Origin of the sequence: Actinomadura sp. 7K534, assembly GCF_004348575.1 — a bacterium.
Lineage (GTDB): Bacteria > Actinomycetota > Actinomycetes > Streptosporangiales > Streptosporangiaceae > Spirillospora > Spirillospora livida.
This window is the reverse complement of sequence record NZ_SMKB01000039.1, coordinates 22042-42636: the sequence shown is the minus strand read 5'-3', so window position 1 is coordinate 42636 and position 20595 is coordinate 22042. Positions and strand designations below refer to the sequence as shown.

At 67.6% G+C, this 20595-nt stretch carries 22 protein-coding genes; 17 read left to right on the top strand and 5 right to left on the bottom strand.

The genetic code is table 11. From position 1 onward, the window contains the following. The first annotated feature begins 47 nt into the window (after positions 1–47). From E1266_RS11225 to E1266_RS11160, 14 genes are all read left to right on the top strand, one after another. A complete protein-coding gene (locus tag E1266_RS11225) occupies positions 48–1034 on the top strand; it encodes an MCE family protein (protein WP_347876712.1) in 987 nt (328 codons plus the stop codon). A 1-nt stretch (position 1035) separates the two neighbouring features. Next, complete coding sequence (locus tag E1266_RS11220) at positions 1036–2274, top strand: MCE family protein (protein ID WP_132046261.1); 1239 nt, start codon at positions 1036–1038, stop codon at positions 2272–2274. Next, positions 2274–3539, top strand: coding sequence for an MCE family protein (locus E1266_RS11215; RefSeq protein ID WP_132046260.1), 1266 nt, complete (start codon positions 2274–2276; stop codon positions 3537–3539). The genes E1266_RS11220 and E1266_RS11215 overlap by 1 nt, the downstream gene beginning before the upstream one ends. 1 nt (position 3540) lies before the next feature. Next, positions 3541–4791 carry an MlaD family protein gene (locus tag E1266_RS11210; protein ID WP_132046259.1) on the top strand — a complete coding sequence of 417 codons (1251 nt, stop codon included), beginning with the start codon at positions 3541–3543 and terminating at the stop codon, positions 4789–4791. Further along, positions 4788–5360, top strand: coding sequence for a hypothetical protein (locus tag E1266_RS11205; RefSeq protein WP_132046258.1), 573 nt, complete (start codon positions 4788–4790; stop codon positions 5358–5360). The genes E1266_RS11210 and E1266_RS11205 overlap by 4 nt, the downstream gene beginning before the upstream one ends. Continuing rightward, positions 5357–5965, top strand: coding sequence for a hypothetical protein (locus E1266_RS11200; protein ID WP_132046257.1), 609 nt, complete (start codon positions 5357–5359; stop codon positions 5963–5965). The genes E1266_RS11205 and E1266_RS11200 overlap by 4 nt, the downstream gene beginning before the upstream one ends. A 19-nt stretch (positions 5966–5984) precedes the next feature. Then, a complete protein-coding gene (locus E1266_RS11195) occupies positions 5985–6698 on the top strand; it encodes a hypothetical protein (RefSeq protein WP_243718364.1) in 714 nt (237 codons plus the stop codon). Between the two features lie 16 nt (positions 6699–6714). Continuing rightward, complete coding sequence (locus tag E1266_RS11190; protein WP_132046256.1) at positions 6715–7266, top strand: hypothetical protein; 552 nt, start codon at positions 6715–6717, stop codon at positions 7264–7266. Between the two features lie 66 nt (positions 7267–7332). After that, the gene (locus tag E1266_RS11185; RefSeq protein WP_132046255.1) at positions 7333–7863 is read left to right on the top strand and encodes a hypothetical protein; all 531 of its coding nucleotides are present in this window, start codon (positions 7333–7335) and stop codon (positions 7861–7863) included. A 419-nt stretch (positions 7864–8282) separates the two neighbouring features. Further along, complete coding sequence (locus E1266_RS11180) at positions 8283–8963, top strand: hypothetical protein (protein WP_132046254.1); 681 nt, start codon at positions 8283–8285, stop codon at positions 8961–8963. A gap of 202 nt (positions 8964–9165) precedes the next feature. Beyond that, positions 9166–9831 (top strand): hypothetical protein, encoded by a 666-nt coding sequence (locus E1266_RS11175; protein ID WP_132046253.1) that lies wholly within the window; start codon positions 9166–9168, stop codon positions 9829–9831. Between the two features lie 79 nt (positions 9832–9910). Next, positions 9911–12016 (top strand): hypothetical protein, encoded by a 2106-nt coding sequence (locus tag E1266_RS11170; protein ID WP_132046252.1) that lies wholly within the window; start codon positions 9911–9913, stop codon positions 12014–12016. 485 nt (positions 12017–12501) lie between these two features. Next, complete coding sequence (locus E1266_RS11165; RefSeq protein WP_132046251.1) at positions 12502–13302, top strand: hypothetical protein; 801 nt, start codon at positions 12502–12504, stop codon at positions 13300–13302. Positions 13303–13424: 122 nt separating this feature from the next. Next, positions 13425–14150, top strand: a complete 726-nt coding sequence (locus E1266_RS11160; RefSeq protein ID WP_132046250.1) for a hypothetical protein — start codon at positions 13425–13427, stop codon at positions 14148–14150. Between the two features lie 98 nt (positions 14151–14248). Here E1266_RS11160 and E1266_RS11155 read toward each other — a convergent pair whose 3' ends face one another. Both E1266_RS11155 and E1266_RS37885 read right to left on the bottom strand, forming a co-directional pair. Further along, positions 14249–14755, bottom strand: a complete 507-nt coding sequence (locus tag E1266_RS11155; RefSeq protein WP_279436315.1) for an ATP-binding protein — start codon at positions 14753–14755, stop codon at positions 14249–14251. Next, entirely contained in the window at positions 14752–14913 is a 162-nt protein-coding gene (locus tag E1266_RS37885; RefSeq protein ID WP_165966029.1) for a hypothetical protein, read from the bottom strand. Before E1266_RS37885 ends, E1266_RS11155 begins: the two co-directional genes overlap by 4 nt. 318 nt (positions 14914–15231) lie before the next feature. On the opposite strand from E1266_RS37885, the gene E1266_RS11150 reads away from it, so the two are divergent. Next, positions 15232–16089 (top strand): helix-turn-helix transcriptional regulator, encoded by an 858-nt coding sequence (locus tag E1266_RS11150; RefSeq protein ID WP_132046248.1) that lies wholly within the window; start codon positions 15232–15234, stop codon positions 16087–16089. Between the two features lie 24 nt (positions 16090–16113). Further along, entirely contained in the window at positions 16114–16473 is a 360-nt protein-coding gene (locus E1266_RS11145) for a DUF397 domain-containing protein (protein WP_132046247.1), read from the top strand. Positions 16474–16500: 27 nt separating this feature from the next. Here the strand turns inward: E1266_RS11145 and E1266_RS11140 are convergent, their stop codons facing one another. Continuing rightward, positions 16501–17226, bottom strand: coding sequence for a hypothetical protein (locus E1266_RS11140; RefSeq protein WP_165966028.1), 726 nt, complete (start codon positions 17224–17226; stop codon positions 16501–16503). Positions 17227–17596: 370 nt separating this feature from the next. On the opposite strand from E1266_RS11140, the gene E1266_RS11135 reads away from it, so the two are divergent. Continuing rightward, entirely contained in the window at positions 17597–18982 is a 1386-nt protein-coding gene (locus tag E1266_RS11135; protein WP_132046245.1) for a hypothetical protein, read from the top strand. Here the strand turns inward: E1266_RS11135 and E1266_RS11130 are convergent. Both E1266_RS11130 and E1266_RS11125 read right to left on the bottom strand, forming a co-directional pair. Next, positions 18975–19202 carry a hypothetical protein gene (locus E1266_RS11130; protein WP_165966027.1) on the bottom strand — a complete coding sequence of 76 codons (228 nt, stop codon included), beginning with the start codon at positions 19200–19202 and terminating at the stop codon, positions 18975–18977. The two genes, E1266_RS11135 and E1266_RS11130, sit on opposite strands and share 8 nt — an antisense overlap. A gap of 269 nt (positions 19203–19471) precedes the next feature. Further along, a complete protein-coding gene (locus E1266_RS11125) occupies positions 19472–20377 on the bottom strand; it encodes a hypothetical protein (protein ID WP_132046243.1) in 906 nt (301 codons plus the stop codon). Between the last annotated feature and the right edge of the window lie 218 nt (positions 20378–20595).

The window sequence follows — 20595 nt, the reverse complement described above, 5'->3', positions numbered from 1 at the left end:
CTATTCGTCGGCCGCGTCAGATGTGTATAAGAGACAGCCCGATCCCGGTGGCGGTCGTCGGCATCGTCGCGCTGCTGGTGCTCGGCATGGTGGCGTTCCGCGCCGACGACCTGCCGCTCATCGGCGGCGGCACCACCTACGACGCGTACTTCTCCGAGGCCGCCGGGCTGAAGCCCGACCAGGAGGTCCGGGTCGCGGGCGTGAAGGTCGGCAAGGTCACCGGCGTCGAGCTGGAGGGCGACAAGGTCAAGGTCACCTTCCGGGTGAAGGACACCTGGGTGGGCGACTCAACCCGCGCCGCCATCATGATCAAGACGCTGCTGGGGTCGAAGTACCTCCAGCTCGACCCGCTCGGCGCCCGTGCCCAGGACCCCGACCGGCCGATCCCGCTGGAGCGGACGATCGCCCCCTACGACGTGACGACCGCGTTCCAGGACCTGGGGCGGACGTTCGAGCAGCTCGACACGGCCTCGCTGGCGGCGAGCCTCGACACGATCGCCACGACGTTCGAGGACACCCCGGCCAGCGTCCGCGTGGCGCTGGAGGGCCTGTCGTCGCTGTCGAAGACGATCGCCTCCCGGGACGCCGAGCTCGCGCAGCTCCTCGCCGGCACCAAGAAGCTGTCGGGCACCATCTCCGCGCAGAACGCCCAGTTCGAGGCGCTGTTCGAGGACGGCAACCTGCTGCTCGCCGAACTCCGCCGGCGGCGCGAGGCGATCCACGCGATCCTCGTCGGCACGCGGCGGCTGGCCGACGAGCTGGTCGGCCTCGTCGACGACAACCGGCGGACGCTCGGCCCGACGCTCCAGTCGCTGAAGAAGGTCACCGACCTCCTCGAACGCAACCAGCGGAACCTGGACCGGACGCTGGAGAACGCCGCCCCCTACCTGCGCCTCGTCGGCAACACGACCGGCAACGGCCGGTGGGTCGACGGCTACCTGTGCGGCACCGTCCCCAAGGAGTACCTGGAGAACGGCCGCTGGACGCCGCCCGTGAAGGGCTGCGAGCCGCCGCACCTGACGGGAGGCCGGTGACATGGCGTCGTCCCCGACACGCACCGCGAAGCTGCCCCGGCTGCCGTCCGCGGCCCGGGACCGGCAGGTGCGCGTACTCGAAGCGATCATCCTGGTCTTCGTCCTCCTGCTCGCGGTCGCGCTGATCCCGATGCTGGGCGACGGCCCCGGGCGCAGGATCACCGCGTACTTCGCCACCACCATCGGCGTCTACCCCGGATCCGACGTCCGCGTGCTCGGCGTGAAGGTCGGCACCGTCGACTCCATCGAGCCGCTCGGAACCCGGGTCAAGGTCGACATGAACGTGGACGAGGACGTGGACGTCCCCGCCGCCGCCCACGCCGTCGTGATCGCCCCGAACCTCGTCTCCGACCGGTACGTGCAGCTCGCCCCCGCCTACAGCGGCGGCCCGAAGATGGCGCCCGGCGCCACGATTGACGTGAGCCGCACCGCGACGCCGCTCGAACTCGACCAGCTCTACACCGCCGTGCGCACGTTCGCGAACGACCTGGGGCCGCAGGGGCTGAACGCCCAGGGCGCGCTGTCGGACGTGATCAGCGTCGGCGCCGCCAACCTCGGCGGCAACGGCAAGCTGCTCAACACCACGATCGCCGACCTCGGCAAGGCGTCCCAGACGCTCGCGGACTCCAGCGGCGACCTGTACGCCACCGTCGCCAACCTCAACAAGTTCAGCGAGATGCTCCGGAACAACGAGGGGCAGATCAGGCTGGTGGAGAACCAGTTCGCCGAGGTCAGCGGCTTCCTCGCCGCCGACCGGGACGAACTCGGCGCGGCGCTGGAGAGCCTCGCGCGGGCCCTCCGCGAGGTGAAGCTGTTCATCGCCGAGCACCGCGAAGAGCTCAAGGTCAACGTCGACCAGCTCACCCGCATCACGAAGGTCCTCGTCGAGCAGCGCGCGTCCCTCGCCGAGATCCTCGACACGGCACCGCTGGTGGCGCAGAACGCGCTGAACGCCTACGACCCGAAGACCCGGTCGCTGGTCGCCCGCGGCAACCTGCTGGAGATCACCAAGGCGTTCGGCAGCCTCGACCACCCGGGCGTCGACCCGCAGGCGACCAACGCCAGCCCGCTGTGCGCGTCGGCGGTCTCCGCGCCCGCGACGATCCGCGAGCAGTGCGAGCGGCTCCGGAGGCCCGGCCTGGCGGCCGTCCCGCCATCGCAGGCGGGTGGCGCGCCCCCGCTGCCGCTACCGCCCGCGGGCCCGACGTACACGGGCAACGGCGACAAGGGAGGCCGCTGATGCGCGTGCCGGCGAAGGTGATGGCGGTCTGCACCGCCGCGGCCGTCCTGACGGGCTGCTCGATGCAGGTCGAGGACATCCCGCTTCCGGGCGGCGCCGACCTCGGCGACCACCCGTACACGGTGAAGGTGCAGTTCGAGGACGTGCTGAACCTCGTCCCGCAGGCGGCGGTCCGGGTGAACGACGTCCCGGTCGGGCGGGTGAAGACGGTGTCGCTGCCGAAGGGGTCGTGGGACGCCGAGGTCACGCTGCTCGTGAACGGCGACGTGCGGCTCCCGGCGAACGCGACCGCGAACCTGGAGCAGTCGAGCCTGCTGGGGGAGAAGTACATCGAGCTGTCCGCCCCCGCCCAGCCGGCCGCGCAGCCGCTGACCGACGGCGCCGTGATCCCGGTGGCCCGCACGTCGCGCAACGCCGACGTGGAGGAGGTCTTCGGCGCGCTGTCGCTGCTGCTGTCGGGCGGCGGGCTCCCGCAGATCCGGACGATCAACAAGGAGCTCAACCAGGCGCTCGGCGGCCGGGAGGACACGATCCGGTCCGCGCTGCGGAACCTCGAACAGCTGACCAGCACCCTCAACCGCAACCGCGAATCGATCACCAGCGCGCTGGACGGGCTGAACCGCCTGTCGTCCACGGTGCGGTCCCGCAACGGCCAGGTCGAAACGGTCCTGAACGACCTGTCGCCGGGGCTGAAGGTCCTGGAGGACCAGCGCGGCCAGCTCGTGGAGATGCTGCGCGAGCTGGAGAAGCTGTCGGACGTCGCGGTCAAGACGATCAACGCGAGCAAGGACGACACGGTCGCGAACCTGCGCTCCCTCGCGGTCATCCTCCGCAAGCTCGCCGACTCCGGCCGCGACCTGCCGAAGTCGATGGAGGTCCTGCTCACCTTCCCGTTCACCGACGAGGCGCTCAAGGCCGTCAAGGGCGACTACTTGAACGGCTACCTCACCGTCGTCGCCGCCGAGGGGTTCAACTGCGTCGTCCCGCCGGTGAAGGAGGAGGGCCCGTTCGACGGCATCGAGGACGAGGACGCGCAGGCGCGCGGCGCGCAGGATCCGGCGGCACGGGCGCTGGCCGCGGACGGGGCTCCTCCAGGGCCGCGGCCGGAGCCGTGCCCCACCACCGGCCAGCTGAACGTGCCGGGCGCGCAGTCGCCGGAGGCCCCGCGCCAGGTCACACCGCAGGTTCCGTCCGGCGAGCCCGGCCCGGGCGTCCCCGGCGACGCACCGCCCCTGCCGCTGCCGACGCTCGGGGAGGGCGACTGACATGCTGACACTGGGCACCCGCATCAAGATCGTCACGTTCATCGTGATCGCCCTGGCCGTCGTCGGCTACACCAGCGTCCGGTACGCCGACCTCGGCCGATACGTCGGGATGAGCGGCTACTACACCGTGCGGCTCGACTTGCCGGCGACCGGCGGGCTCTTCGAGGGGTCGGCGGTCTCCTACCGCGGCGTCACCGTCGGCGAGGTCGGCAAGCTCGACCTGAGCGACGACGGCGTCATCGCCGACCTCCATATCGAGAACTCCGCGCCGGACATCCCGACGAGCCTGGAAGCGGTCGTCGCCAACCGCTCCGCGGTGGGTGAGCAGTACGTCGACCTGCGGCCGCGGACCGAGGCCGGGCCCTACCTGGCGCACGGCGCCATGATCCCGCGCAGCGCGTCCACCACCCCGGCGCCGGTGAACGAGACGCTCAAGAGCCTCAACGACCTCGCCGGGTCGCTGCCGCTGAACGACGTCCGGATCCTGATCGACGAGCTGGGCCTGGCGTTCGCCGGGCAGGGGCCGCACCTCCAGCAGCTCCTCGACACCAGCGCCCGGTTCGTGGCGGCGTCCGACGCCGCCTTCCCGGAGACCCGCGCACTGATCCACAACGGTGAGGACGTGCTGCGCACGCAGAACGAGCTGTCGGGCGCGTTCAAGTCGTTCTCGCTGAACACGCGCCTGCTGGCCCGGCAGCTCCGCGACTCCGACGCCGACCTGCGCGAAGTCATCCGGTCCGGGCCGGGCGCGGGCGCCGAGATGTCCCGCCTGCTCCGCGACCTCGACCCCGGGCTGAGCGTGCTGCTGGCCGACTTCCTCACCCTGGCGCGGCTGGGCCAGCCGCGCCAGGCCGCCATCGAGGAACTGCTGGTCCGGCTGCCGCAGGTCGCCGGGATGGTGTCGACCCTCGTGGCCGGCGACAAGCTGCGGGTCGGCTTCGCGACCACGTTCTTCAACCCGCAGCCCTGCACGCGCGGCTACGGCGGGACCCGCTACCGCAACGGCCTCGACCTGTCCAAGGCGCCGGCGTTCAACAGCGGTGCCCGGTGCACGGAGGCCCCGAGCACCGGCATCAACGTGCGCGGTGCGGCGAACGCGCCGCGCAAGGGGGTTCCGGAGCCCGCCAAGCCTGGGTCGCTGTCCCGGACCGAGGTCACCGACCTCCTCAGCACGTTCGGACTGCCGGCCGTGACCGAGCCGGGCGTGCCCGCGGATCTGCGCGGCCTCCTCGGACTGGGGGGCGCGCGGTGACCCGCGCCGCGGCGGCGCGCCGCGCGGCCGTCCGGGCGGTCCCCCTGATCCGCCCGGCCGGCTACGTGCTGGTCGCCGTGGCCACCGTCTTCCTCTGCACGTCCCTCTGGTCGCTCTTCCAGGCCGGGCGGGGCGCCGACAACGAGTACGCGGCCGAGCGGGACGACCTGACCCGCACGGCCGTGCAGCACATCACGCAGCTCAACAGCATCGACCCCAAGCGCGTCGACCTCGACCTCGCGCACCGGCTGCGCATCGCCACCGGGCCGTTCCACGACGCCTTGGAGGCGGAGATGCCCGCCGCGCGCCAGAAGTTCGCCAAGCAGACCGCCCCCTCCCACGGCAAGATCACCGCACTCGCCGTCACCGACTTCGACCGGTCCGCCGGGAAGGCGACCGTCATCGCGTCCGTCCGGATCTTCACCGAGGCCACCGGGGACGACGGCCGGCGCACCGAGCAGCGCAAACGCTACGAGGTCGGGATGCAGCGGGTCGGTGGCGCCTGGAAGGTCAGCGAGCTGAACCCGCTGCCGCCCGGGGGCAAGCCGGCCGAGGGGAGCGGGTCGTGAGCATCACCGAGCAGGAGCCGCGGACCGGACGGGAACGCCCGGCGCGCCGCGGTCGCCCCCCGCGCAGGAGACCGGTCCGGCGCCCGTCGCTTCCCATGCTCAAGCGGGCCGCCGGGCTGGGCTGGCCGGTGGCCCTCGCCCTGGCGATCTGCGTGTCCGCCTTCGCCGTCGACGGCTGGGCCGACAGGCGGAGCGAGGGTTCACCGGCCGCCAACCGGGCGCTCGTCGACAAGGCCGCGACCGAGAAGGTCATCGTGGAGGTCTCCGCGCAGGTCGCGCGGATCTTCACCTACACCCACACCGACCCCGCGGCCACCGAGCGGGCCGCGAACGAGGTGCTCACCGGAGACGCCATCGGCGAGTACCGCAAGCTGTTCGGCGTCGTGAAGAAGAACGCGCCGGTCATGAAGCTGTCCCTCACCACGAGGGTCGCCAAGGCCGGGGTGATCAAGCTCACCGAGGACGGGACGGCGGTGCTGCTGGTCATGCTCGACCAGACGGCCACCCGCGACGGCAAGCGCACCGGCCCGCCGGTCGCGGCCCAGCTCATCGTCACGGCGCGCAACGACCAAGGCTGGCGCATCAGCGACCTCCGGGCCGCCTGAGGAAAGGGGTGGAATCACGGTGAGCAAGATCAAGACCGCCGTGCCGAAGGCGGAGGAGCCCGAGGCCGAGGTCCCCGAGCCCGCCGAGGACACGGCGGCCGCCCCCGAGCCCGAGGAGCCGGACGCACCCGAGGCGTCCGGGGACGTCGACGAGTCCAAGACTTCCAAGAAGACGGGTAAGTCCGGGACGGCCAAGAAGGCGGATGAGCCCGCGCCGCGCCGCCTCTCCCGGGACCCGCTGATCCGGGTGGCGTCGCTGGTGACGGTGATCGCGGCGGCCGCCGCCGCGTGGTTCGGCTGGTCGTACAACACCGCGGCGGGCAATGACGACCTCGCCTATGCCGCCGAACGCGACAAGGTTCTCGCCGTCGCGAACCAGGCGATCGTCAACCTCAACACCCTCGACCACCGCAACGTGGACGCCGGGCTGAAGGTCTGGCAGGACTCGACGACGGCCGAGTTGTACGACGAGATCGCCAAGGGCCGCTCGCGGCTGGAGGCCGAGGTGAAGAAGGCCGAGACGACGAGCACCGCGAAGATCCTCGAATCCGGCCTCACCGAACTCGACACCCGAGCCGGGAAGGCCGCGGTCATCGCGGCCGTCCGCATCACCATCACCGGCGCCGAGGGCAAGCCCGGCGAGAACACCCGCCGGTTCGCCGGCCAGCTCACCAAGACCTCGTCCGGCTGGAAACTGTCGGCCCTCGGCCAGGCCCCGACCGGAACGCCCTGACGGGGAGGAGACGAAATTGGCAGCGATCAGCACCATCGGCCGGGTGTTCCCCGGCACCGCGCGCATCCGCCTGGCCGTCCTCCTCGGCGTGCTGACAATGGCGCTGGGCGGAGTGGCCGCCTGGTCGTTCGATCAGGAACGCGGCCTCACCAGCGCGGCCTCGGCGGACAACGCGGCCCTCAGCGACAACGCCCGCACCAGCGAAGTCAGGGGCCAGATCACGACGGCCGTCAACACAGTGTTCTCGTACAACTACGCCGACGTCGCCAAGACGGAGAAGGCCGCTCAGGAGCTCCTCACCGGAAAGGCCGTCCAGCAGTACAACCAGCTTTTCGCCCTGGTGCACAAGCAGGCGCCGGCGCAGAAGCAGGTGCTCACCACCACGGTCACCGACACGGCGGTGAAGACGCTGACCGGTGACCGCGCCCGCCTCCTGGTCTTCGCCGACCAGCGCAACACCCGCACCGACAAGAACGAGACGAGCTACTCCGCGGCCGTCTTCGCCGTCGACGCCGTCCACACCGACGGCAAGTGGAAGATCACCGAGATCGACACCCTCGGCGCCTGACGCGCCGAATCCGGGAATACTGAACGGAGGACCAAAATGCGACGGCTCGTTCACCGGGCGTTAGCCGTGATCGCAGCCACGGCCACCATTCTCGGGCTCACCGCGGTCCCTGCATCCGCCACTCCCTTCACCGGGACGAACACTTCCGACTTGCTACTTGTCGACGTGACTCTAGGCACCTTGGTGACCTGTACATCAACAAGCCTCGTCGGCGATGCGCCAGGCCCACCTGGTTCCGCACTCAAGATTACCGACGCATCCTTCTCGGAGTGCACACTGGACGGGTCACACCCCGTTACGGATGGGCTCGACGTGCATATAGAGGCGCGGTTTCTGCCCTGGAACTTCACCATCATCAGTGGCTACTGGGGTCGGCTGACGTATGTTGAGCTCGAATTGTGGATACCCGCTCTGGGATGCCGGGTACTGATCAATGCGCCTGTAGGCGTCTCAGGTACTTACGCGAGCGGCTCCCCGAACGTCCTTCAGCTGGAAGCCTTCAACCTCGAGGCGTCAGCGGTCTATCCCCAGTGCGGTTCGGGTCTGTTCAGGAACTTTCACCCCGTCGGGCTCCTGGCCCAGTACGAGATCTCCTAGGTCGGCATGACATCACGCTTCTCGGCCAGTACGAAGTGGTGCCGCCGGGGCAGAGCATCACCAGTCCGTGAGCAGGCGGGTGCACTGCGGCGGGCCGACGGTGAGTCTCGTGACCAGATTGGATGAGATGTTGTAACTCAGCGACAATCGAATAGTGATCGAATGCTAAGTTGAAGACAAATCTGAAGCATCCGACCAAGTGACCTTAAAAAAGCCTTGACCGGCTCTTGATACGTACATTACCGGCAGGTACATTCAACTTAGAGAACGGCAGGACTGGGTGGTCTTGCGCAGAAGTCGAAGGAGTTCGGCTTCCGGGGTTCTGCTCCCGCCAACCCGGAGGAGTTCGTTTCTGCAGAACGCGGTCAGTGTCCCTACGAGTAGAAGAAACCACCCCCCTGAAGGGAAACAGAACTGACATGCGAAAGATCACCCGCAAGGCTCTGACCGTCTCCGCGGTCGCCGCCAGCACCGTTGCCCTCACCGCCCTCCCCGCCGCGGCTGCGACGGGGATCAGTCTCCCCGGAGTGACCACCTCCCCCGCGGCCATCACGGGGCAGAACAACGGTTCCGTCGTGGCTTTCAACACTCGCAGCGGTGCGGTCCTGACCTGCACCACTCTGACGGCCGCAGGCACCGTGAAGCTCGGGACGAATGTGTCCACACCCGAGGCCCAGGTGACGGGCCTCACCTTCAGCAACTGCACGGTCAACGGGCTGACGGCCACCGTGACGGCTCAGAACCTGCCGTGGTCCCTGTCGACGACGAACATTACTGCCTCGGGAGTCACGCCCGGCAAGCTGACCGGCGTCCGGGTGGCCGTGAACATCCCCAGCCTCTCCTGCACGGCCACCTTCCAGGGGTCGACCGCTACGAACGGAGAAATCGCCGGTACCCACACCAACCCGGCGAGCGCCGGGGCCCCGAGCAAGCTCTCGCTGCCGTTCGGGGCCGCCAACAACCTCCGGGCGACCGGCGTCTCCGCTGCCTGCCCCGCCAGCCTGGTCCTGCCGAACGACGGAGCCTCGCTCGCCGGCGTGGTCGACCTCCGAGGGGTCAGCTCCACCGGCAACGAGGGGCCGACGGTCATTCGCACGTGACGAAGTGAGGGCACGGCCCTGAACGAAGCCGCACCCGGGCGCCCGCCGCCCGGGTGCGGCTCCCATAGATCGAGGATGTGAGATGCACCGGATGTTCAGAGGCGCCGCGCGGATCGCAGCGAGCGCGCTGACAGCGGCTAACCGGGGAGGGGCGGCCGACATGAGAAAGGGGGCCGGAAGGACTGCGGTCCCCATCGCAGTTGTGGTCACCGTCGCTACTCTTACAGCGGCCCCCACTGCGGCATCGACGCTCGAAGTCGACGTCTCACTGCCCGGGGTGACAGCACCCTCCAACGAGGGCATCTCATGGCAGAACAATGGTTCCGTCGGGGCTTTTAACACTCGGAGTGGTGTCGTTCTGATCTGCAGCGGTCTTCATGCCGAAGGCACAATTAATGTCGACGACAATCAACCTGCGACTGGAATTGGCTCGGTAGCGTCTTTGACCTTCAATGGATGCACGATAAATGGGCTACCGCTCCAGATAACGCCGATGAACATGCCTTGGCGCATGGACGTCACAGGTGCTACCTCGTCGGGAGTTGCGCCTGCAAAGCTGGTTGGTGTCAAGCTTCATATGTATTGGCCGAGCTTTGGGTGTCAAATGTATCTTGAGGCACCGAGCGGCGCAGATGGAGAGATCGCTGGCGAGTATCATGACCCAGCAAGTCCTGGAGCTGCCGGGAAGTTTCATATCCCGTACCTTTCTTCTATCAACAACCTTAGTTTGAACGATCTCAGTGGCGCCTGCGCGAAAAGTCTGTTCGCGCAGGGCGATTCGTTCCAGTTTTTCTTTGTTGCTGATCTAAGAGGTAACTCGGCTACCAATAACGAGGGGCCGACTCTACTTTCCAAGTTGGTTCCATGAGGTGAGGCGCAAGGCTTCGAATTGCTCTGTCTCCGGGCGCAGTTGTCCGGATGCGGTTCCCATAGATCAAGGATGTGAGATGCACCGGATGTTCAGAGGCGCCGCGCGGACCGCGGCGATCGCTGCACTTATCGTGAGCAGCGGGGCGTTGGTCGCCGTTCCGCCGGCGATCGCGGACATCGGTGCGGACATCGGACTGGTGTGTTCCGGAAAGGCTGGAACACACCAGGTGGCCCTGCGGATCGACTCGACCATCCCGTCGTCCGGGGCTGTCGGTCAACCGGTCCAACTGGGCACCATCAAGGTCGACGTCAGTCTTCCTCCCGAACTGGTGAAGGAAGTCGAGCCGGCTCCCTCGGTCGAGGCGTCGGCACCGCCGGTGACGGGAGTGACGCCGTCCTCGGCTGCTGCCCCTGCGCTTGGAGGAGTCGCGGAGATACAGGTCGCCGTCCGCGGCCCCGGTGGCGACCGGCGCGGCGGATGGCCGGCCTTCGCGTTGGCGGCCGCGCCGCCGCGAGGTGACGGAGCGGTCCACCTGACCGGTAGCGGGGTGGCCCCGCCGGTGGTCCCGGAATCACCGGGTGGGCTCTCATGGTCCGCGGGGGCGGTGGGCCTGTCGCTGGTGCCGGATGACACGGCGGGGCAGGACTCGGAGGAACTGGCGCTGCGTTGCGCTGCGGAGAAAGAGACGGTGCTCGGCACCGTACAGGTGAGACGCGAGAGCGGGATTGCGGTGCCCGGCGCGTCGAGCGCGTCACCCCGTCAGGCCGCCGCTCCCGAGGAGCACTTGTGCGAGACGATTCCCGCCCGGGGGGAAGACCCGCGTTACGCCATTAGCGACGATCCTAAACTGAAGGAGATCTACGAATCCCCGGAAACTCCGAGCACGTTGTTCCCCATGGACGGTCCTGGCGAGATGTACTGCATCAAAGCCACTGGGTTCTTCAATGTCAAGAAGGCTGGGAACGCCGTCCCTGTAGCCGTGGAGAACAACGTGCGGGCGCTGACCACGTCATATGTCGGTAATCCGCTTTTCGGCCCGAACTGGTCGGAGTTCCACGGATATTTCGTTAATCAGACATACCCGACTCCTGCCACGATGCTGGGTTTCGGTTTCATGCCGACTCGTGCGACGGCGACGGCCCTCCAGGTCGGTGCTCCGGGATCCGGAGCGGCTGACCCGATCACCGGAAATATGCGGATCCTTCAGCGACTTGCGACGTTCGCCATCCCGGACCCGACCGTCGAGAACCAAGAGATCCGAGCCAACGCGTATATCCGGATCAAAGCGGATCAGGCCGAAGTCAACGGAGTGCCCCTCGATCTCGGTGATAAGTGCACGACAAGTCCGACCCTGCTTTCTGCGAGCGGGTTCATGGGAAATCTGAGAACCGGGACGACTCAATACGACCAGGGGCAGACCCTCATCGCCCAAGATTTCGCGATTCCGGCCTTCTCCAATTGCGGAGTTGGCGAAGATCTCAGTCCCATCCTCACCGCCAGTGTCTCCGGGACGGGAAACTATGCGAATCTGGAATCAGGGCAGTGGTGCATTGTTATCAATGGCCATAACTGTGTGGATGGTGCGGGTGCGCTTCCTCGTACCTTCACCGTCAATCCGGGTGGGACTGTGACCGCGGTCGCGAGACCGTTTACCCTGACCCAGGGGAATGCAGAGTTCAGGTGTGAGTCAGCGACGATGCAGCTCGATATGGACCGTGGGCACTGGCAGTCTCGCTTCAGGCTGGCCAAGGGCGACATGTCCCTTGCCGGCTGCGAGGTCGAGTCGTCCGACGGTGTCGTCCACCAGGTGAGGGGTGAAGTCACCCAGGACGGGGCACTGTGGATGAACATGATCACCAATGAAATTGGCAATCCGGAGATGAGAATAAACGGGGTGTTGCTCAACGCGACCGTGGATCTCGGCGGAAGCCAGACGTGCACACTGCGGATATCTGAAGTACTGACAAGACTCTTCCCCATATTCAACGAAGTCGTCGATGAGCGCCCTGCGGATATGAGTGGGACCTACGACAACGGTACCTTCTCCGTGAAGACCCATTTCCTTAAGCCGTCGATGAAATCGACGTGCAGCATTCCGGGGTTCACGGACTTCCTCAACGGCTTCACTTCCATCAAGGCTGATTTCGCCTTCGACCCGGTGCAGCAGATCACTACACCTTGAACGAGGCCGGCGCCATGGGCTGACCGTTTTGGTGCGAACTGAAGCGGTGACCGAAGTCCTCGTGCTCCCAGTGCCGGACGTGCCGTCGCCTGCACCACCCCAGGCGACGGCGCGGCCAGGTCGGCTCGCCGCAGGCCGTGCACGGCCTGCGGCGAGTACGGCGTCAGGTCTTCTCCCCGCCGATCGCTGCAACCCGGGTTGACCGTATGTGGGACGGGCAAGCGCCGCCGCAGATATGTGTTGAGTGACAATATCGATCGCCCCCAGGACGCCTATCCTGGCCTTCGCTAACAAGGCGGAAAAAACTTCACGTTAGAGTGTTGCAGCGTATTGAACCGTCATTGCTTCAGTATTACTCTCCGGTTGGGAATCAAGGATTCATCGCTTTGATGATCCGTTGCACGAATCCCGCGTCGGCTGGGATCACGCAGTGGCCGCCCGGCGCTCTGTGTCCGTTTCTCCCGGTACGAAGAAAGGACAGACCGGTGAAGTTCACTCGTCTCCGCAGACGCAGTTCCCGGCTCGCGCTTCCGGCCGTGGTCGGCGCCGCACTGCTCAGCTTCGGCTTGGCCTCCCCCGCATCGGCGGCCAACCCCGACCCGATCCCGGGGAGCTTCGACTTCTCCGATTGCCCGACCCTCCCGGCGGGTGCGTCGCCGCAGTTCTCACACTGCTGGGTCGGCGTGGTCACCAGCGGAACCTTCAAGATCGGCAACTTCGACCAGACGATCGACAAGCCGATCCGGATCACGTGGGCGACCACGTTCAACACCACCACCTTCGAGAGCGGCACCGTCTTCGGTGGGCTCCACACGGAGAAGATGAAGATCCAGGACGGCCTGTTCGGTGACCCGTTCCTGACGGCCGTGTACGCCAAGGTCGAGTACGCCGGCACCTTCGAGATGCCGCCCGGCGACGATCTCCGTATCAACCTCGGAATCAAGGTCCGCATCCAAAACCCGCTCCTCGGGAACAACTGCGCGCTCGGGTCCAACAGCAACCCGATCATGCTGAACCTCACCACCGGCACCACCAGCCCGCCGGCCCCCAACACCCCGATCACCGGAGAGCCCGTCTCGGTCGCGCGGCAGGAGCCGCAGCCGACCGTGCTGCAGGCCAAGCACGTCGGCAACTCGTTCGCGGTGCCCGGCGCCTCCGGCTGCATCTTCAACTGGGGCGCGGGCAACTGGCTCGTCAACCAGATCGGCGGATTCCCCTCGGCCGCCGGGAAGAACAGCATGGTCCAGAACGAGTACATCGTTTCGAAGCAGTACAGCCAGCTCTAAGCCGAGCATGGTCTGACGCACGCCGTGCCCGCGACATCATCGCGGGCACGGCGTACGTGCGTTCCGGCGGCGACCAAGCAGGGGTGCTGCCGATGTCCGCGGCGGGGCAGAGGAGGCTGATCATGAGACCCGAGGACACTCCGGATGGGTTCTCGGATGACGCCTACATCGCACGGCAGACCTGGCACGGCAACCTGCCGATCCTGGTGGTCCTCGGTGTCGTGGACGTGTTCCTGCTGTACCAGACCATTCGAAACCCCCAGCCCGGCGCCGTATTCGCGCTGGCCGCGTTCTGCACGGTCACCGTGGTCACGGCCGTCCTCGTCACAAGGCCGGTACGTCGCGGGGAGGTGTCGTTCGCGGTGGACGCCCGCGGCGTCTACTTCGGCCCCACAGGTACAAGGGAGTTGGCAGAGCTGATCCCGTGGGCGTGGATCGACTGCATCGTGACCTTCGACCGGATCGTGCACCGCGGTGACCAGAAGGGACGCCGCCACTGTGTGGGGGTCGAGCTCAATGCCGCCGGCGTCTCGGAGCGGATGAGGTGTTTGCCCAGGCCACCAGGGCTGCCGCCGCCTACCGCGCTGGAGCAGGAGTTCAACGAGGCAGCCCTGTGGCCCTGGTTCAACCGCCTGCTCGGGCCACCGTCGCTGGTGCAGACAGATATTCAGGGCTGGCGACTGGACACGGCAAGCCTGGCCCGAGCGGTCGCGCGGTACGCGCCTGACACGTCGATCCAGCGTCGCCCCACCCAGCCGGCCCTGAACATCGCAAGGGTCGCGGCCACCGCCTGGGAGGTCCACAAAAACCTCCAACGCCGAGCCGACCGAGACGACCCCACGGACTAACGCGGCGCCCGCCAGGCCCACGGGTTCGTTGACTTGCGGCGTGTTGTTGTTATGAGTGGCCGGATAACGACAACACGCCGCAAGTCAACGGCTGGTGGTCACCGGTCGCGAGAGTGCGCGGAGGTGTTTGTCGCCAGAGCGGGATCCTCGTGGGCGCCGTCAGCGGGACGCGGCGGAGTTGGTGCGTCCTGCGGCCCGGTCGGGCGAGCGTCGGGCGGCGCGGTGTGCGGGACCTCGAACCAGACGCGCAGCCGGCCGTCGTCCAGCTGGTCGAAGCCCCATGACTTAGCGAGCATCGACAGGATGGGCAGGCCGCGCCCGTGTTCGCCCTGGGGATCATCGACATGATGCGGGACGCTGGCACCGCCCTCGTCGGTGACCTCGATCCGGATGTTGGCCGTGTCCACGTAGGCGTCCACCTCCACGAGGTGTCCCTCGCCGTGGACGATCGCGTTGGTGAGCGTCTCGGACAGCAGCAGGACGCTGTCATCGCACGCGCTGTGCTCCGCCCCGAGCAGCGGTTCGAGCCGTCCGAGCAGCCATCGCCGTCCGTTCACCACGTTCCTCGGGCTGGACGGAATGACGCACGTTCCCAAATGCTTCACCGGGCCCGCACCGCCCACGCCACCCGTGCGGCCGTCTCCCCGACGTCCCCGGCCATGCACCACTGCCCGCCGAAGGCGTAGCGCCACCGTCCCCGATGGTCGACCGCCGAGACCCCGAGCCATGTGCGCGGCCACGCCCGCTCCGGCACCCAAAGCACGGCCTCACCGCGCGACGGGTGGACGAGCATAGAGGTGCATTGTTGGCTTTCGCCCAGTTTGTAACACAGAGCAGCCAGGAGGCTGAACCGCACCGAATGCGGCCGCTGATCCGCTGACATCGTCTGACGCCCTTTCCCCGGGCACGCGAACGACCACGATTCACCCGACTTTCTTGCGTGATCGCCCGTCTACCGTGCGTGACTATCGCTACGGTCAGAGCATGGGGCGGACGACCTGAGTCTGTAAACCCAAAGAAGTGAACTCGCTCAAAGAATCATGGTCCGCCCGATGGGCATATACCAAGCGGAGGAACAAACGTGGCAAGTCGGACGAGCCCCACGGTCCGCAGGCGCCGCCTCGCTTCTGAAATGCGAAGGCTGCGCAGGCAGTCGGGAAAGACTCGCGAAGAGGCGGCAAGGTTCGCGGACATCGCCCCGGCCACGGTCAGCCGGATCGAGGCCGCCGTCCACGCGCCGAAGGTCGCCGACATCATGGCCCTCTGCAAGTTCTACGGCCTGGACGACGAGCGCACCGACGTCCTCGTCACCCTCGCCCGCCAAAGCCGCCAACGCGGCTGGTGGCACCAGTACAGCGGCACCATCCCCGAGTGGTTCGAGGTCTACGTCGGCCTTGAAGAAGAAGCTGCAGAGATATCGGACTACGCCTCTGAATTCATACCTGGCCTCCTGCAGACGGAGGAATACATCAGGGCTTTGTTCCACGCCAGTCTTCGGACGTGGTCAGAGAAGGAGATCGAGCGCCGAGTCGCGCTGCGCCTCAAACGACAGGAGCGGCTTGCCAGCAAGGACCCCCTCAAGGTGTGGGCGGTCCTCAATGAGGCAGTTATCAGGAGGCAGGTCGGCGGACGTAACAGCATGAGGAAGCAGCTCCATCACCTCATGGAGATGTCCCGGTTCCACCACGTCAATCTCGTGGTCTTGCCCTTCTCTGTGGGGGCTCACCCGTCAATGGACGGAGCCTGCACGCTCCTGCGCTTCCCTGAGCCGGCTGACCCCGACATCGTGTACATGCAGTACCGCCTGGGGAGCGTCTATCTGGAGGACCCCTCCGACGTCGGTGTATATGCCGACCTCTTCGATCACCTTCGCTCTCGGGCCCTCGGCCCCGACGAGTCCCTTGCGCTGATCGCTGAGGTGGCTGACGATCTCTCATAACCCCCAACCGGACAGGAGTGCAGGATGATCACGAAGCACTCATTCGTACAGTGGCGCAAGAGCGGCTATAGCGCGGAGGAAGGCCACTGCGTCGAGGTCGGTACCTGGCGCAAGAGCGGGCGCAGCACTGACCAAGGGCACTGCGTTGAAGTTGGAGCTTGCCAGACGGGCACCAGTGGCGGAGGAGGCCGCATTCCTGTCGGCCTGTTGACAATGAGCAGCCGTAGCAATCAGCAAGGTGACACTGTCGAGGTGTCTTCGGGCCAGGTGGTGGTTCTGGCGCGGGACTCCAAGGATCCGGACGGGCCGGTGTTGGGCTTCGGGGCCGACGCGTGGGGTGCTTTCCTCGACACCGTGAAGAGCGGGCGACTCGACCTCACCTGACAGAAGTCCTGCGATTAGCGGTGGCCGTCATCCGTCCATGAACAAGGCGTAGATGGCGGCGCCCATCGCCATGGGGCCGGTGATTGCGTAAGTGAGGTAGCCCAGGTAGCCGAGTACGTCCGGCCGGTCGAAGAGGGCGGCCACTACCACCAGGAGGAACGGGGTGGAAAGGGCGGCCAGCCATCTGTGTCCGGTGAGCAGCCACAGGATCGGTGCGGACAGGAGGGCGGCCCCCGCCAGGCCGCAGACGAGGCGGCCGTACGCCATCAAGTGGGCCTGCTCCTCGCTGCCCGAGTACACGACCGGGGCTGCGGCTACCAGGCCGCGCAGCAGGTAGCCGCCGGCCACGGCGATCACAATGAATGTGAGCGTCGACGTCAGGGTGACCGGTGTCCCGGGGGCCAGCATGGTCCGCAACGCCATCGCCGCGCCCACCGGCACGATGACCAGACAGGGATAGAGGGCGACGACGTGGTCGGGGCCCGGCATGATCAGCAGGACGGGGGCGACCGTGGTGGCCAGCACCGCCAGTGCGGGACCCCGCTCACCCGTCAGGGCGAACCCGGCGGCGCCCGCGGCGACCAGCAGGGCCGCGAGGTAGACCAGGAGTCGGTCGCGCTGGAGCAACTGCGCGGACTCGTCCGAGCGCAGACCGGCCCAGTCGTACACCCCATTGAGGAGCCACAGCTCACCGGCGAGCACGATGGCGAACGAGGCCGCCGCCAGTGGATTGGTCCATGTCGTCGCGCCCACCGGCGCCCCCTTCCTGCGGGCTACGACGCGTTGGGAGAGCGGCGGCAGTGGGTCGCTGCCCGGCGAAACGAATTCGCATCCCATGGAGAGATCCACGCGATGTGAACACGTGGCGGTCGGCGCGTCAACCGACCGGGAATTCTCCTCGGTCGTCGCCAATCGAGCGAGCACCTGTGATCCGCCGGCTGTCAGCCGATGATGACGTGCGTCCGCTTCAGGACAGTGATCTGGAAGGGGGCGACCGCGCGGGTTAGCCTGCGTCCGCTGATCGTTCCGCGGTTCCCCAGGGAGAAGGTCCACACCGATTCTCGGCAGCGCTTATGCGGTGCGGGCCACGGTGCTCGGCCGCGCCAGGCCGTCAGGAGTGTGGGTGAGCGGTATGGAGACCCCGGCATCTCGGACGGACGAGGACTTCGAAGCGATCCGCGTCCTGATGATCGGGGCGATGGTGCTGTGCGCGGTGGGCACGCTCGGGGCGGTGGCCAAGGCGGCGGCACCCGCGAACATCGCCGGGCGCGCCCCGGGGTTCGCCGACGTGTTCCGCATCAACCCCGGCGTGGTCTCCGTGGAGGCGGCCGTCGTGGTGGCGGTCGTGACGATCGCCGGAGTGGCGGCGCTGTGGTGGTCGGTGCGGCGGACGTGGCCGTGGCTGCTGGTCGCGGGCGTGGTGTTAGTGCTGATCGGCGAGTCCGCCGCGTCTCCCGTTCCCGTGACCTCGACGACTTCCGGCGGGCCCTCCTGGCTGGCCCAGGGGACGGCCGTCGCCGGGGCGCACCTCGTGCTGCTGGGGACGCTGGGCGCCGCGCTGATGTTCGTCGGCATCAAGGCGGCCGGCGCCGGTGCGGTGCTGATCGGGGCGGGCCTGGGCGCCCAGGTGTTCGGCGCGGCCACCGACGTGCTGATGGCCGAGGCCCTGCCGCTGGAGCCGGGAGGCCACGGCTACGACTACGCGCCGGTGGCCAAGTCCCTGCTGCACATCGGGCTGCTGCTGGGCGCCGTGGGCGCGATGGTACTGGTGGGGACGCTGCACCTGCGCTACGGGAAACGTCCCGAGCTGGCGGTGCCGTCCGACGCCGAGCCCGCGGTGGACCGGCTCATGGCGCTGGCGGGCGCGGCCGGTGCGCTGCTGTTCGTTCCCGCCGCCGTCATCGGTGACGGCGAATTCGGTGTGGCGGCTTCGGCGCTGCTGCTGGTGGCGGGGCTCGTGTTCTCCGTCCTCGCGGGCCCTCGGGCCGTCGCCGGACTGGTCCTCGCGACGGCCGTCGTCGCCGGTGTATCCGGTCCGGCGGGTGCGCTGATCCAGGCGGGGGCGCTCACCACGGTGAGCATGTGGTTCTGGACCGCGTCCGGGATAGTGGTCGGAGCCGCCGTCGCGTTCCCGGTCTGGCGGTCGTGGTCGGCCGCGGTCGGGTGCGGGCTCTGCGGGGTCCTGCTCCTGGTGCTGATGGCGGTGCGGCCGGACGGGGTGGCCCTGGTGATGCTGGCGCTCCTGATCGCCGCGGCCACCGCGGCGGTCGCGTCGCTGGGGGTGTGGCTCGCCCGGGACGGTTCCCTCCCGGTCGTCCTCGGGCCGCTGGCGTTCGCGACGATCACCGGGGCCTGCGGGCTCCTCGCGCACTGGCAGGGATCCGGACGTCGCGCGCCCGGCGAGGAGCTGTTCCGCGAGCCCGGCCACCTCTGGCTCTACGCCGCCCTGCTCCTGGCGGCGGCGGCCGCGTTCGCCTTCCGCGCACGCGGCCGCTCGCCCGTCAGGTGAAGATGCGGTCGAGGGGCTCGCCTGCCGTGGCGCGGCGGGCCCAGGTGTGGAGCTGTTCGTGGTCCTGGCAGGTGGTGATGCGTTCCCGGAGGTCGTCGTCGATGGTGAAGCCGCGCGTCTCCAGGACGGTGAGAAGCAGCTTGGCCTCGCCCTTGGCTTCGCCTTCGGCGATGTGCTTGAGGGCGAAGTCGCTTTTCCACTCGTAGACGCCGGCCTGCATGATCTCCTCCAAGCAGTGTCGCGCGGACCCGTCTGCACCCGCGGCGCAGGCCTCCATGTCCATGCTCGAATGTGGAGGGCTTGTACGCGTCCTGCAAGCGGGAAAGAGAGCGCCTGTGCGGACGGGAATGAACAACCCACCTGGCGGAGGGATGGACGGGACCGCGGTTGAGCCGACGATGGTCGTGGCGCGGAGCCAAGCCGTCATCGGCTCATACGGTTACGGCGACATCCCGTCTCGTTCGCGTTTGCTACGCGGCAGCTCGCCCGTCAGGTGAAGATGCGGTCGAGGGGCTCGCCTGCCGTGGCGCGGCGGGCCCAGGTGTGGAGCTGTTCGTGGTCCTGGCAGGTCGTGATGCGTTCCCGGAGGTCGTCGTCGATGGTGAAGCCGCGCGTCTCCAGGACGATGAGAAGCAGCTCGATCTCTCCTTCGACCCTGCCCTTGGCTTCGCCTTCGGCCCTGCCTTCGGCGATGTGCTTGAGGGCGAAGTCGCTTTTCCACTCGTAGACGCCGGCCTGCATGATCTCCTCCAAGCAGTGTCGCGCGGCAGCGGAGAGCTGCGACCGCACGTAGTCATGATACAGCTCGCCCCTGTCACGGTCCGTGACCTCCAGGGCTTCGGCGAAGGCCGTCAGGATGGCCTTCCGGTCGGGGCCGTCGGCGTGTGCGACGGTGCTCAGGATCGCCAGTTCCGGCAGGGAACGGGCCTTGTCCAGGTCGGTGACGGCGGGCACCTCGGTGAGGTTCAGCACCCAGGGGCGCAGGACCCAGCCCTCGTGTCCGCTCTCGATCGGCTCACGGCACCAGGCGGAGGTTCTCCTGTCCGGGCACAGCACCAGCAGCGTCACCGGACACTTGCGCCGGGCCCGGAGGGTGGCCAGATAGACCGGCCAGCTGTAGTGCTTGCGCGGGTCCGGCTTGAGCTGGACCTCGACGACGATCGCGAGGTCCGGGCGCTTCGGGTCGCCGAGGAGGACGGTCGAATCGCATCGGTACTCGGTGGGGTTGCAGTCGGTGAGCGACTCCGATCCCAGTGATATCCGGTCGTACTCGGGGGGTTTGATTCCGGATGCCGCCTGGAGGAGTTCCGGGGCCAGCGCGGGCTGGTTCCGGAACAGGTCGAGCGGCACCTCATGTTCGGCGGAGGGCATGAGGTGGACGCTATCGGTGTTCATGTCGCTACGAAGAGCTAAAATCGTTACGTGGGGTAATGGGGGAGCTTGTGTTGCATGTCCCTGTTCGGGGGCGGGCGGCGCCGGCTTTGCGCCGGTCACGCGCGTCGTGCGGACCGGCCCGGACGGTAACGATTCGGCCGGGCACATCGAGCGACTTAATCATCCGGTGATTAACACCGAACGTTATTCGCTCGTGAAGTGAGCACGTATGTGGTGTA

What these genes read in the sequence shown, in the direction of transcription:
- E1266_RS11220 (WP_132046261.1), top strand. Translation starts at nt 1,036, where the DNA reads ATGGCGTCGTCCCCGACACGCACCGCGAAGCTGCCCCGGCTGCCGTCC.
- E1266_RS11130 (WP_165966027.1), bottom strand. Translation starts at nt 19,202, where the DNA reads ATGCAGGCCGGCGTCTACGAGTGGAAAAGCGACTTCGCCCTCAAGCAC.
- E1266_RS11210 (WP_132046259.1), top strand. Translation starts at nt 3,541, where the DNA reads ATGCTGACACTGGGCACCCGCATCAAGATCGTCACGTTCATCGTGATC.
- E1266_RS11125 (WP_132046243.1), bottom strand. Translation starts at nt 20,377, where the DNA reads ATGAACACCGATAGCGTCCACCTCATGCCCTCCGCCGAACATGAGGTG.
- E1266_RS11215 (WP_132046260.1), top strand. Translation starts at nt 2,274, where the DNA reads ATGCGCGTGCCGGCGAAGGTGATGGCGGTCTGCACCGCCGCGGCCGTC.
- E1266_RS11180 (WP_132046254.1), top strand. Translation starts at nt 8,283, where the DNA reads ATGCGAAAGATCACCCGCAAGGCTCTGACCGTCTCCGCGGTCGCCGCC.
- E1266_RS11160 (WP_132046250.1), top strand. Translation starts at nt 13,425, where the DNA reads ATGAGACCCGAGGACACTCCGGATGGGTTCTCGGATGACGCCTACATC.
- E1266_RS11145 (WP_132046247.1), top strand. Translation starts at nt 16,114, where the DNA reads ATGATCACGAAGCACTCATTCGTACAGTGGCGCAAGAGCGGCTATAGC.
- E1266_RS11170 (WP_132046252.1), top strand. Translation starts at nt 9,911, where the DNA reads ATGCACCGGATGTTCAGAGGCGCCGCGCGGACCGCGGCGATCGCTGCA.